Below are 12014 nucleotides of genomic sequence, written 5' to 3'. Positions count from 1 at the left end.
CGGGACCGCCGAGGTCGCGAATGGGTCATTCGCGACCTCGGCGGGGAGCCGCAGCGCTCAGACCGCGATCCGCTCGCCGAGGCCGAGAGCGTTGACCAGGTCGAGGGTGCGGAATCGGGTGCGGTCCTGGCCCGCCGGGCGGACCAGGCCGTGCAGGACCAGGCGGCGGACGAACCGGGCGCCGGCCGCCGCCGGGATGCCGGTGAGGCCGGCCACGTCGCCGATCGACCAGCCCGCGTCGAGCCCGGTCAGGCGCGCCAGCAGGGAGACTTCGGCGTCGTCCAGGCCGCGGACCGCCGAGTCGAGGGTGTCGCGCAGCCCCGGGCGGTGGTCCGCGGTGAGCGCGAACGGGTCGGTGCGCACGTGCTCCAGGACGTCGGCCGGCTCGTAGACCAGGAACCAGCAGGCGGCGGCCTCGAGCGCGGCCGGGATGCCGTCGAGGCGGCGGCAGAGCGCGGCGACGTCGGCCGCCGTGGTCCGGTCGACGGTGAACCCGGGCCGGACCTGGCGCACCTCGCGGACCAGCAGCCGGACCGACGGCACGGCCGCGAGCGCGCCGGGGTCGTCGACGCCGGCGTCGGGCACGGCGAGCGGCGACAGCGGGAAGACGCGCTCGCCGGGCAGGCCGAACGGCGCCGGTGCGGTGGCGAGGACCCGCAGCCCGCGGCACTCGCGCAGCAGGACGGCCAGGTCGTCGAGCCGGACGCGGTCGGCCGGGTGCCCGTCGAGGACCAGCAGCGCCGGGCGGTCGCCGACGAGGACGGCGAGTTCCCCGAGGCCGGTGGTTCTCAGCAGGTCTTGGTGGCTCGTCGCGGACGACCACAGCACGAGCACGCCGCCCGATTCGTGCGCCCCGACGGCCACCTCCTGGGCGAGCCGGCTCTTGCCGACGCCGCCGAGCCCGGTGATGGTCACCAGCCGGTGACTGCCCGCGGCCAGCAGCTCGTGGACGGCCGCGACCTCTTCGTCGCGGCCGAGCAGCGCGTCCAGCGGCGCCGGTGGTGGCGCCGGGTCGGCGCACCGGAGCCGGAAGTCGCCGTCCGCCGGGTGGGCACCGGCCGCCTCGAAGGCCGCGCGTTCGCGGCCGCGCAGGCCCAGTCCGTCGGCGATCAGCCGCACGGTGTCCCGGCGCGGCCGGTGCGCCCGGCCCGACTCGAGGTCGCGGATGGCGCGAATGCTCACCGTGGACAGGTCCGCCAATTGCCGCTGGGTGGCGCCGCGTTTTGCGCGGTGCGCCTTCAGCAGTTCACCGAAATTCCGCTGCACGAATAGTCCGTTCTCGTCAGCGCCGTTCCCGATCGCGGGGCCCGGCTTGGTCCGGATGCGGTTTCCACCACGGACCGAGCATCGTGAGCGCGGCTATCCCGGCGGTATCACGCAGCCGCACGGTGGGGGATAACCCGCGTGATAGCGCGCCGATATCGGGATTTCCTAACGTCGGAGGCACAAATCCAGCGCCCACTCCGGACGAAAAGAGACCAACGGTGCGTATTCTCCCGGCCCTGACCGCGATCGCCGCGGCGCTCCTCCTCCCGCTCCTCGGCACCACGACGGCCCAGGCGGACCCGGCGGACACCCCGTGGTCGACGACGGCGGACACCCCGTGGAGCGCGAGCCCGGTCGACACCCCGTGGGCGGCCCCGCTGGACACGCCGTGGAACGGGACGTCGGCCGACACCCCGTGGTGAACCGGCCCGGCGCTCGGCCCGGCCGCGCCGGCAGCGCCCGGCTCCGCTCAGCCGGGCAGTGCCTCCAACGCCGCGAGGTCGGCGCGGACGCCTTCATCGGGATCCCCGCCCGTGATGCGGTTCTGCAGGTCCAGCGCCTCCCGCAACAACTTCCCGGCCTCATCGCGGCGGCCGAGGTGGGCGTGGGCCAGGCCGAGCCGGTGCAGGATGCGGGCTTCGCCGGCCAAATCACGAGCCGCCCGGGCCCGCGTCAGCAGACCCGTCAGCAACTCCACCGCTTCCTCGTGCCGCCCCTGGCGCATCAGCAGCCCGCCGAGCCGGTAGCGCAGCTGCACCTCGACGCGGGGTGTTCCCGTCCGGTCGCAGATCCGCAGCGCCTCCGCCAGGTAGGCCCCGGCGCGCTCCTCGTGGCCCGCGTCGAGTTCCGTCTGCGCCAGCCTGCCGAGCACGTACGCCTCGCCGACCGGGTCGCCGGCCAGCCGGAACTCGATGAGCGCGCACTCGAACCGGGCCTGGGCCTGTGACTCCGCGCCGCGGGCCTCGTCCAGCAGGGCCAGGTTGCGGTGCGCCATCGCCTTGCCGTGGGCGTCGCCCAGGTCTTCGAACGTCGCCAGCGCGAGGGCGAGCGGCTCGGCCGCGGCGTCCGGGCGCGCGCGACTGAGGTGCAGCGAACCCAGCGAGCACAGCAGCGCCGCCTCGCCCCGGCGGTTGGCCGACGCGCGGACGGCCGTCAGCGCCAGCCGGTGCGTGCGCTCCCAGTCGTCGAAGTAGCAGCGGTTTTCGAACAGCGCGACCAGCGTGACCGCCAGGTCCCACGCCCACTCGTCCAGCCCCGCCTCGGCGGCCAGCGCGACGATCGAGCACAGGTTGTCCTGCTCGTCCTCGAACCACACCAGCGGATCGGTGAGGATCCGGTCGACGGCGCCGGCCGGCGGGCTCAGCCGGGGCGCCGAGCCGTGCAGCACGGTGAAGTCGCCGCCGTAGATGCGGTGGTGCGCTTCGCGGGCCAGGCCCAGCCAGCCGCTCGCGACCCGGGCGAGCGCCGCGTGCCGGCCGGCCGCCTGCTCGTGCTCGTCGAGCTGCTCGCGGGCGAACAGCCGGATCAGGTCGTGGAAGCGGTAGCGCGGGCTGCCGTCCCGCTCGACGGCCGAGATCTCCAGCATCTGCGCGTCGACGAGCCGTTCGAGCAGGTCGGCGGCCCGCATCGGGTCGGTCTCCAGCAGGGTCGCCGCCACCCAGACCGGGAAGCTGAGCCGGTCCAGGCAGCTCAGCAGCCGCAGCAGGCGCCGGGCGTCGTCGGCCAGGCCGTCGTAGGTCAGGGCGAGGCTGGCCCGCACCATCAGCTCGCCGTGCGCGAGCTCGTCGAGCCGGCGCCGTTCGTCCGAAAGGCGCTCCAGCATCCACGCGAGCGACCAGCTCGGGCGCGCGGCGAGCCGGGCCGCGACGATCCGCAGCGCGAGCGGCAAACCGCCGACGAGCCGGACCAGCGCGGTGGCCGCGGCCGGCTCGGCGGCCACCCGCTCCGCCCCGATCATCGTGGCGAGCAGCCCGGTCGCCTGCTCCGGGTCGAGCACGTCGACGTCCAGTACGCCCGCCCCGGCCAGCCCGGTCAGCCGGACGCGGCTGGTCACCAGCACGACGCAGCTGGACCGGCCCGGCAGCAGCTCGCGGACCTGGCGCTCCGACTCGGCGTCGTCCAGCACCACCAGCATCCGCTTGCCCGCCAGCCGCTGCCGGTACAGCTCCGCGCGTTCGTCGACCGACGCGGGCACCGCCGGGCCGGGGACGCCGAGGGCGCGCAGGAACCGGCCGAGCACGTCGAGCGGCTCGGCCGGGTGCGCGCGGGTCCCGCCGAGGTCGCAGTAGAGCTGGCCGTCAGGCCAGTGGTCGTCGGCGATCCGGTGGGCCACGTGCACCGCGAGCACGGTCTTGCCGACGCCGGGCTTGCCCGCCAGCACCACCACCGGCGTCGCGCGCCGGCCCGGGTCGCCCAGCAGCAGCCGTTCGGTGTGCTCGACGAGCGCGTCGCGGGCGCTGAAGTCGGCGATGTCGGCCGGCAGCTGGAACGGCACGACCGGCGGCTGCGCCGGCGCCGCGGGTGGTTCGGGAACCGGGCTTCGCCGGAGCGCGACGTCGTCGAGGAGGATCGCGGACTCCAGCCGGCGCAGCTCGTCGCCCGGTTCGAGCCCGAGCTGCTCGACGAGCAGTTCCCGGCCCGCGCGGTAGGTTTCCAGCGCCTCGGCCTGCCGCCCGGACCGGAAGAGCGCGAGCATCAGCTGGCCGCGCAGGCGTTCCCGCAGCGGGTTCTCGCTCACCCGGCTCGCCAGCTCACCGATCAGCTGGTGGTGCCGGCCGAGCCGCAGCCCGAGGTCGAAATGGGCTTCGACGGCGCTGAGCCGCTGTTCGTCGAGGTGGTTGGCCTTCGCCTCCAGCAGCCGGCTCCCGGTGCCACTCAGCGCGGGGCCGCGCCAGAGGGCGAGCGCGGTGTCGAGCGTGCGGGACGCGTCTTCGAGCGCACCCGTGCGCGTGAGCCCGGCGGCCTCGGCGACGAGGTCGGTGAACGTCCGGGCGTCGAGCTGCCCGTCGGCGACCTGCAGTTCGTAACCCGGGCCGCGCGTCACGAGCGTGTCGGGACCGACCGCGGCCGCCAGCGCGCGCCGCAGCCGGGAGACGCAGATCTGGACCTGCGTCCGCGCCGTCGCCGGGGGACTGGCGTACCAGATCGCTTCGATCAGCTGGTCCAGGCTCACCACCCGGTTCGCCTCGACCAGCAGCGCGGCGAGGACGATCTGCTGCCGCCCGGGCGGGATGCGCAGTTCGCCGCCGGTGGTGTCCCGGATCTCGAGGGGGCCGAGGATGCGGTAGACGGGCTGCTCGCCGGACGGCCCGCTCGTCGAACTCACGCTGTTCCTCAATGCCGATCCGTGGCCGGGCACCGCGCTGCCCCGCGCTCACCCGGCCGTTCGTGGATTCCCCCTGGAACCGAAGTCTGTCTTCTGGGTGCGGATAAGCCCATAGTCCGAAAGCGTGAAGCTGTCGACGAAGGCGGTATTTGTACTTCCGCCGTTCGGCCCAGCCGCGGCAATGTGCCCTGCCGCCACGACCTCACCGTGCGTCACCGTCACGGTGTGCAGGGTGTACCGCCGGACCGGACCGGTCGCGCGGAATTGTTCAATGGCGCCCCGCCCGCGGATCGGCGCCATTCCCGGGTAATGCAGAACGGCGTCGGCCGTGAAAAGCGAACCGTATCCGTCGATGTCCCCGATATCGAGGTAGTGGTAACTGAGCCGCACGTGGTCGATTCCGACGGCGACGGTGTGTTCCCCTGCCTCCGCAGGCGCCATTTCGGCGTCCCTCCGCTGGGTCGTCCCGGGCCGGGGCCCCGGGGTCGGCCGCCGCCAGGACCGGCGGGTCCGCCCAGCTTGACCGGGCCCGCTTCCGAACCGCTATCAGCGGGCTATCGTCGCGACAGGAGACCGTGGAAGCGTGCCCGACGCGGATTCCGGGCCGGCCGCGCTCGGCGAGGCCGGCTACCCGAGGTGACGATCTCCGCCGCCGGGTCCAGCCCGGCCCCGGCAGGTCAGGTCTCTGGCCGGGACGACACCGAAGCCGGGCCGTCGCCGAGTGCGGTGTTGCTCGCGGCCGGGGTGCCACCGCGGCCGGGGACGCAGGTGGTGGCGGTCAGCTGAGCTCAGGCGGCCTTCAACGCGAGCAGGCTCTCCGCGGTGTCGGCGATGGTGTCTTCGATCGGCCGCGGTGACCAGCCCAGCACCCGCTGCGCCTTCGCCGAAGTGGCGTCGTAGTTCCGGCCGAGCTGCGGGCCCAGGATGCGCAGGCCGGGATTGATCCGGGCGAGGGCCCGCGCGGTCCACACCGGCAGTTCGCGCGTGGGCACCTTCGCCGCCCGGTCGCCGAGGCGCTCGCGCAGTACCGCCGCGATCTCGCGCACCCAGAGGCTGTTCCCGGAGATCGCGAGGAACCGCTCGCCCGCCGCGGCCGGGTCGGTCATCGCCCGCAGGTGCAGGTCCGCGACGTCGCGCACGTCCACATAACCCATGGCGAACTTGGGCAGCGCGGGCAGGTCCCCGGCCAGCATCCGCTGCACCAGCCCCAGCGACGGCGAGTAGTCCGAGCCGAGCACCGGCCCGAACACGCCCACCGGGTTCACGACGGCGAGTTCGATGCCGCCGTGCTCGTCGACGAACCGCCAGGCCGCCTTTTCCGCGAGCGTCTTGGACTTCTGGTACGCCGGGATCCCGGCGTCCACATCGGACCAGTCCGCTTCGGTGAACACCCGTGACTTCTCCGGGTGCCCCATCCCGACCGCGCCGAACGCCGAGGTCAGCACCACCCGCTTCACCCCGGCCCCGCGCGCGGCCCGCAGCACGCGCAGCACGCCGTCCCGCGCGGGCACGACCATCTCGTCGTCCTTGGGCACACTGGTGAGGGTCGGCGAAGCGACGTGGAGCACGTAGTCGCAGCCCTCGACCGCTTCGCGCCAGCCGGCGTCCTGCTCGAGGTCGGCCCGCAACACGGTCAGCTTCGCGTCCGAGGGCGCCCCACCCGCCGTGAGCATCGCCCGTACCGCGGGCTCCTTCTTCAGGTCCCGCACGGTGGTGCGGACCGTGTGGCCGTCGGCCAGCAGCGCGAGCACGCACCAGCTGCCGATGTACCCGGAGCCGCCGGTGACCAGTACTTCGGCCATGAGAAACCTCGCAAGTCGGTAGGAGTGCCTGGCGGGACGAGCGGCGCTCGCCTATGGTTCCGGAGAGGTCTCCACCTAAGGTGGTGGAGACCTCTCCGGATGGCAAGGACGGCACATGGTTCGCTCGGACGCCCGGGAAAACCGGGCACGCATCCTGCAGGTCGCCCGCGAGGCGTTCACCGAAGGGGGCGACGTCTCGATGAACCGGGTCGCGCAGCTCGCGGGCGTGGGGCCCGGCACCCTGTACCGGAACTTCCCGACCCGGGAGGCGCTCGTGCTCGCCATCTACCAGGACGAGGTCGACCGGCTGCTCGCGTCCGTCGAGACGCTGCTCGCGGAGCTGCCGCCGCTGGAGGCCCTGCGGAGCTGGACGGTCGAGCTGGTGGCCGCGATGCGCAAGAAGCACGGCCTCGGTGACGCGCTCAGCCCCGGCGGCCACCAGGCGATCACGGAGCAGACCTACGGCCCGGTCATCGCCGCGATCACGCGGCTGCTCGACGCGGGCAAGACCGGCGGAACCATCCGCGCCGACGCCGACCCCCGCGACTTCCTGCAGCTCACGGGTGCCCTCTGGCGGGCGGCGTCGGGACCGGAGGACCGGTCGGGGTCGATGCTGGCGTTGATCCTCGACGGCTTGAGTGCCCGCCGCTGAAGGGGCGTGGGGTACCGCTGGGCATGGCTGACTCCTGGTGAGCCGGCCCCTGTGCGGGTGGCGGTGCCACGCAGGAGGATCGGGGTGGAACCGGTTCCGAGGATCGCTCCGCGGGGCCGAACTGTCAAGCCTTGACAGGCCGGTGCCGGTGGTATGAACCTTTCTACCGATCGTCCCCGCCGGCCCCCGTGGGCATCCGCCCGGCGCTCAGGGGCGAGCCGGACGACGCCGTCCCCTGACCGGCGGCGGGTCCGCCCACTTCCCCGGCCAGGGAGGAACCATGCCCACGAACGCCCCGCCGCGGCTGCGTCGCCGCGGACCCAGCACCCGACTGGCGACCTTGGCGGCGGCCCTCGCGGTCGCCGTGCTGGGGCTCGCCGCCCCCGCCGCGAACGCGGCCGACCCCCTGATCTCCCAAGGCAAAGCCGTCACCGCGTCCTCGGTCGAGAACGCCGGGACCCCCGCGACCGCCGCCGTGGACGGGAACACCGCCACCCGGTGGTCGTCGCAGTTCAGCGATCCACAGTGGATCCGGATCGACCTCGGCGGCGCCGCGACGGTGAGCCAGGTCGTGCTGCGCTGGGAGGCCGCCTACGCCACGGCGTACCAGATCCAGGTGTCCGACAACGGATCCACCTGGTCCACTGTGTACCAGACGACGACCGCCACCGGCGGCACCCAGACGCTGAACGTCACCGGCTCCGGGCGGTACGTGCGCCTGAACACCACCGCGCGGGCGACACCGTACGGCGTCTCGCTCTGGGAGTTCCAGGTCTACGGCACCGGCGGCGGCACCGTCCCGACGCAGCCCGGCACCCCGCCGGACTCGTTCTGGGGTGACACGAGCACCATTCCCGCCGCCCGCAACGTGCTCACCGTCAAGGTGCTCAACCGCACCAACGGCAAGTACCCGGACAGCCAGGTGTTCTGGAACTTCGGCGGCCAGACCCACTCGATCGCCGAGCAGCCCTACATCGACATGCCCGCCAACTCCGCCGGGCGGATGTACTTCTACCTCGGCACCCCGAACGGCCAGTACGCCGACTTCATCGAGTTCACCGTCGGGCCGGACGTCTTCAACGGCAACACCACCCGCGTCGACGCGTTCGCGCTGAAGCTGGCCATGCGGCTGCACGCCCACGACGGCTACGACGTCCAGGTGGGCGACGACTACCCGACCTTCCAGGAGGACCGGTCGGCCACCTTCGCGAAGTTCCAAGCCGAGGTGCCGGCGGAGTTCAAGGGCCTGGCGACGGTGAACGCGCCGTACCGGATCCCCGCGCCGGGCAGCGCGCCGGACTTCCGCGCCGGCGGCAAGTACGCGAACTACTTCACCGCCTACGCGCAGTCGGTGGGCGTCAACGAGCCCACGTCGAACATCACCGGGTGCGCCGGCTCGCTGGCCGGCAACCCCGACATGTGCGCGGCGCTCAACCGGCACACCGCGCACCTCCCGCAGTCGCAGTGGCAGGACCCGGCGCGGTACTACCAGGCGGCGCCGGCGAACTACTACGCGAAGTTCTGGCACGACCACGGCATCAACGGTCTCGCGTACGGCTTCCCGTACGACGACGTGGCGGCGCAGTCCTCGTTCGTGTCCCACGGTGACCCGCAGTGGCTGGTGGTCGCCGTCGGCTGGTGATCCCGGGTGACGACGGCGTGGCGGCCCCGGTCGCCACGCCGTCGTCCGCTGTCCGGGCTCAGCTCGTGGTCGCGGCGGCGCGGCGGGCGCGGTAGGCGCGCATCTTGTGGCGGGCGCCGCAGACCGACGTCTCGCACCAGCGGCTCACCGCGTTGGGGGAGCGGTCGTAGTAGGCCCACAGGCAGTCTTCGGCACCGCAGATCTTCAAGCGCGCCAACGAGCCGTCGAGGCGCGCGGTGACCAGCGTGGCCAGCACCCGGGTGATCGCCGTGTCCAGCGCCGTGGCGCCGTCGCCGACGAACTCCGCGCCGGGCGGGCCGGCCTGCAGGAGCGGGCGGGTGCCGGTGCGGGCCAGTTCGCCGTTGAGCACGGCCGCCGCGGCTGGTGCGCCCTCGCCGCCGTGCAGCAGTTGCCGCAGCGCCTCGCGAACCCGGCTCATCCGGGTCAGGTCCGCCTCCGATGGCCGGGCCGGGCAGGGCAGTCCCTGCGCTTCCGACCACGCCAGCAGGCCGGTCGGCGCGGTGAAGTCGTCGCGGTTTTCCAGCAGCTCGCGGGTGTTCACCAGGCTCTGGAGCACGGTGAGCGGGGGTGGTGCCGCCGGTCTCGGGGTCATGACCAGCAGGTTACCAGTAACTCCCACTGCTGGTTACCACGAACGGCGCAACCCTGGTGTTTCAGGTGTTTACCGAGAAATTTGCCGGGTAGTGCCACTCGGCCGGGTTACCAACACTCGGGTTGGTTGGTAACGTTGATCGTGTCGAGCCCGAGGAGGTGAACATCGTGACCGAAACCACCGCTGAACGCCGTTCACCGGCCCGGGTCGTGCGCCCGGTGCTGCCGGTGGCCGCGGCCGACCTGGCGGACGGCATGGCCTTCGGTGCCCTCGCGGCCTCGGTCGGGATGGGTGTGCTGGCCCCGGTGGCCATGTCGCTGCTGGTGTTCTCCGGCAGTGCCCAGTACGGCGCCGTCGCTGTCATCGGGCAGCACGGCTCGGTCTGGGCCGTGGTCGGCGCCGCGGCCGCGCTCAACGCGCGGTACCTGTTGATGGGCACCACGATCGCCCCGGCGCTGACCGGGTCGGCGTGGTCGCGGGCGGGAACGGCGCTGCTGATCACCGACGGGTCCTGGGCGATCGCCCACCGCGGTGACGGGCGCTACGACCTGCGGACCCTGCGCGTGGCCGGAGCGCTGTGCCTGTGCGGCTGGACGGCGGGGACGGCGCTGGGCGCCCTGCTCGGCGACGCCATCGGCGACCCGGGCCGGCTCGGCCTGGACGCCGCCTACCCGGTGTTCTTCCTCGGCCTGCTGCGCGCGCACCTGAAAACCGCGCGCGCGTGGATCCTGGCGGTCCTCGGCGTCGTGGCGGCGGGTGCGCTGGTTTCGTGGGCGCCCCCGGGTGTCCCGGTGCTGGTCGCCGGCGCCGCGGGTGCCGTGGCCGGCGCGGCTTTGGGGGTGCGGCGATGACGTACCAATGGGTGATCGTGCTGGCTCTCGGCGCCACCGCGCTCACGTTGCGGGTGGTCGTGCCGCTCGCGGCGGGCGGGCGGGAACTGCCTCCCTGGCTGCGCAACGCGCTGACGTGCGCGACCCCGGCCCTCATCGCCGGGCTCGTGGTCACCTTGCTGTGGCCGACCTCGGGGGACGTGTCTTCGACGCGGACGCTCACCGCGCTGGCGGGCGTCGGCGCCGGGGTCGCGTTGCTGGCCGGCAAGCGGTCCATCCTGACCGCGATGATCGGCGCCGCCGTCGTGAGTGCCGTGCTGCGTCTGGTGTTCGGCTGATTCGAAGTCGGGGCAAGCGGCTCGGCCGTGAATCGCAGGAAAGCTCGCAGGTTCGAAAAGTGTGCTCATCCCGCGGAGAGGATGAAGGGGATGACGGGGCGATGCTGGTCTTTTGGAGTGAAGGACGTTGCCGTACCGGCCACGGCGGGTGAAAGCGCCGAGCGCCGCCGCCCGCCCGATGGGAGCAGTTTCCCGGTCCGGGCCGGGTGGTATCCGCAAATCGGAAAACAAAAGGTCTTCCACCGGCGGGAAAACGCCGCGGATGCCGATCGGGGGAACGTCGTCGTGAAGGGTGCCGTGCCGGTGGTTTGCCACCGGCCGCTGGGAGGTTTCGTGTCCGGGTCCGGGTTGCTCCACCGCCGCGAGGACGCGGCCGATCGGAGAACTGCTCAACGCGACCACGGCGTGCGTGCGGCGGTGCCGCGAAAATCCACCCCGTTCAGCGAAAGGAACACTCGCCCTGGTACGGGGTTCGAACCCCGTACCGCTCGCGCGGACCGGTGGTGAACCGAGCTGTGGACACCGCATCGTTGACGACCTTCCTGAGCGTCGCCGAGAAGTCCAGCTTCACCAAGGCGGCCGGTGACCTGAGCGTCGCCCAGCCGACGGTCACCGCCCGGATCAAGAAACTGGAACGCGACCTCGCCTGCGACCTGTTCCACCGCACCGGCGCGCTCGTCCGGCTCACCACGGCGGGCCAGCGCTTCCGGCGCTACGCCCACAAGATCGTGAAGCTGAGCCGGCTGGCGGAGGAGACCGTGCTGGAAGGCACCGCGGTCGGCGACGTGCTGACCGTCGGCGCCGACAGCGGCCTCACGTCCTACCGGCTGGTGCCGATCGTCGAGTACCTGTACCGGCGGCACCCCGAGCTGGCGCTGGAGATCCGGCCGCTCGAAGAAGACCCGTGGAGCCGGATCGGCGATTCCGATGTGGACTGTGCCTTTTTCATCGACGTCTGCGAATCGTCGTCGAAGGCCGACTCGACGTTGCTGTGCCCGGAGCCGCTCGTGGTGGTCGCCGGCCAGGACGGCCCGGTCGGCTCGGAGCCGGTCCCGACGGCGCGCCTGGCGCGGCTACCCCTGCTGTGCGCCCATCGGGGAAGCGGTTACCAGCGGCTGTTCGAGCGCACACTGGGCGACGCCGCCGACACCCGGGTGCGTGCCCTGACGTTCGGCTCGATCGACGCGGTGAAGCACGCGCTGACGGCGGGCCTGGGTATTTCCCTGCTGCCTCGCCTCAGCGTGGCGAAGGAGCTGGCGGAGGGCCGTCTGGTGGAGGTGCCGTGGACGGCGCCGTTCCAGGTCTTCACCCAGGTCGCCTGGCACCGTGAAATCCGCACGGACCCGAGGTTTTCGGTGTTGCTGGACGCGGCCGCCCGCGCGACGGCGGAGCAGGTCGCGGACGCGGGCATGCGCCCGGCTCGCCGTTCTGCTCTCTGAACCGAGTTCGCCCGGCAAGAAGCCCGGCCCGCCGATCCGGCGGACCGGGCTTTTCGGGCTTCGAGCGTCTGGGATCGCCAAGGGGCCTGCCGCCGACGATTGCGGTG

General features: G+C 72.9%; 11 protein-coding genes. 6 read left to right on the top strand and 5 right to left on the bottom strand.

The window, feature by feature from the left end:
- Window positions 1-57 precede the first annotated feature (57 nt).
- On the bottom strand, window positions 58-1266 hold the full coding sequence (locus ACLJQM_RS37905; protein WP_410635142.1) for a helix-turn-helix domain-containing protein: 1209 nt from the start codon (window positions 1264-1266) through the stop codon (window positions 58-60).
- A 218-nt stretch (window positions 1267-1484) separates the two neighbouring features.
- On the opposite strand from ACLJQM_RS37905, the gene ACLJQM_RS37900 reads away from it, so the two are divergent.
- Window positions 1485-1688, top strand: a complete 204-nt coding sequence (locus tag ACLJQM_RS37900) for a hypothetical protein (protein WP_247022755.1) — start codon at window positions 1485-1487, stop codon at window positions 1686-1688.
- Between the two features lie 47 nt (window positions 1689-1735).
- On the opposite strand, the gene ACLJQM_RS37895 is transcribed toward ACLJQM_RS37900, so the two are convergent.
- The 3 genes from ACLJQM_RS37895 to ACLJQM_RS37885 form a co-directional block, all read right to left on the bottom strand.
- Window positions 1736-4591, bottom strand: a complete 2856-nt coding sequence (locus tag ACLJQM_RS37895; RefSeq protein WP_410635140.1) for a BTAD domain-containing putative transcriptional regulator — start codon at window positions 4589-4591, stop codon at window positions 1736-1738.
- Between the two features lie 48 nt (window positions 4592-4639).
- Window positions 4640-5032: a nuclear transport factor 2 family protein gene (locus ACLJQM_RS37890; protein WP_410635138.1), complete on the bottom strand. Its 393-nt coding sequence runs from the start codon at window positions 5030-5032 to the stop codon at window positions 4640-4642.
- Between the two features lie 347 nt (window positions 5033-5379).
- On the bottom strand, window positions 5380-6393 hold the full coding sequence (locus tag ACLJQM_RS37885; RefSeq protein WP_410635137.1) for an SDR family oxidoreductase: 1014 nt from the start codon (window positions 6391-6393) through the stop codon (window positions 5380-5382).
- 115 nt (window positions 6394-6508) lie between these two features.
- Here ACLJQM_RS37885 and ACLJQM_RS37880 point away from each other — a divergent pair, with 115 nt between their 5' ends.
- Together ACLJQM_RS37880 and ACLJQM_RS37875 are read left to right on the top strand one after the other, a co-directional pair.
- Window positions 6509-7045, top strand: a complete 537-nt coding sequence (locus ACLJQM_RS37880; protein WP_247022759.1) for a TetR/AcrR family transcriptional regulator — start codon at window positions 6509-6511, stop codon at window positions 7043-7045.
- Between the two features lie 280 nt (window positions 7046-7325).
- Window positions 7326-8687 (top strand): beta-1,3-glucanase family protein, encoded by a 1362-nt coding sequence (locus ACLJQM_RS37875; RefSeq protein ID WP_410635136.1) that lies wholly within the window; start codon window positions 7326-7328, stop codon window positions 8685-8687.
- Between the two features lie 58 nt (window positions 8688-8745).
- On the opposite strand, the gene ACLJQM_RS37870 is transcribed toward ACLJQM_RS37875, so the two are convergent.
- Window positions 8746-9300, bottom strand: coding sequence for a CGNR zinc finger domain-containing protein (locus tag ACLJQM_RS37870; protein ID WP_410635134.1), 555 nt, complete (start codon window positions 9298-9300; stop codon window positions 8746-8748).
- Between the two features lie 167 nt (window positions 9301-9467).
- Between ACLJQM_RS37870 and ACLJQM_RS37865 the strand changes: the two genes are divergently transcribed.
- From ACLJQM_RS37865 to ACLJQM_RS37855, 3 genes are all read left to right on the top strand, one after another.
- Window positions 9468-10151 carry an AzlC family ABC transporter permease gene (locus tag ACLJQM_RS37865; protein WP_360776876.1) on the top strand — a complete coding sequence of 228 codons (684 nt, stop codon included), beginning with the start codon at window positions 9468-9470 and terminating at the stop codon, window positions 10149-10151.
- Entirely contained in the window at window positions 10148-10468 is a 321-nt protein-coding gene (locus tag ACLJQM_RS37860) for an AzlD domain-containing protein (protein ID WP_247022762.1), read from the top strand. Before ACLJQM_RS37865 ends, ACLJQM_RS37860 begins: the two co-directional genes overlap by 4 nt.
- A 530-nt stretch (window positions 10469-10998) precedes the next feature.
- Window positions 10999-11907: a LysR family transcriptional regulator gene (locus tag ACLJQM_RS37855; protein ID WP_360776878.1), complete on the top strand. Its 909-nt coding sequence runs from the start codon at window positions 10999-11001 to the stop codon at window positions 11905-11907.
- The last annotated feature ends 107 nt before the right edge of the window (window positions 11908-12014 follow it).

The sequence above is a fragment of the Amycolatopsis sp. cmx-4-83 genome (assembly GCF_046548815.1).
In the GTDB taxonomy this organism is placed as follows: Bacteria; Actinomycetota; Actinomycetes; order Mycobacteriales; family Pseudonocardiaceae; genus Amycolatopsis; species Amycolatopsis pretoriensis_A.
This window is presented reverse-complemented; position numbering and strand designations above follow the sequence as displayed.

Coding starts and splice junctions, on each gene's coding strand:
- ACLJQM_RS37890 (WP_410635138.1), bottom strand. CDS start 5,032: ATGGCGCCTGCGGAGGCAGGGGAACACACCGTCGCCGTCGGAATCGAC.
- ACLJQM_RS37885 (WP_410635137.1), bottom strand. CDS start 6,393: ATGGCCGAAGTACTGGTCACCGGCGGCTCCGGGTACATCGGCAGCTGG.
- ACLJQM_RS37880 (WP_247022759.1), top strand. CDS start 6,509: ATGGTTCGCTCGGACGCCCGGGAAAACCGGGCACGCATCCTGCAGGTC.
- ACLJQM_RS37875 (WP_410635136.1), top strand. CDS start 7,326: ATGCCCACGAACGCCCCGCCGCGGCTGCGTCGCCGCGGACCCAGCACC.
- ACLJQM_RS37870 (WP_410635134.1), bottom strand. CDS start 9,300: ATGACCCCGAGACCGGCGGCACCACCCCCGCTCACCGTGCTCCAGAGC.
- ACLJQM_RS37860 (WP_247022762.1), top strand. CDS start 10,148: ATGACGTACCAATGGGTGATCGTGCTGGCTCTCGGCGCCACCGCGCTC.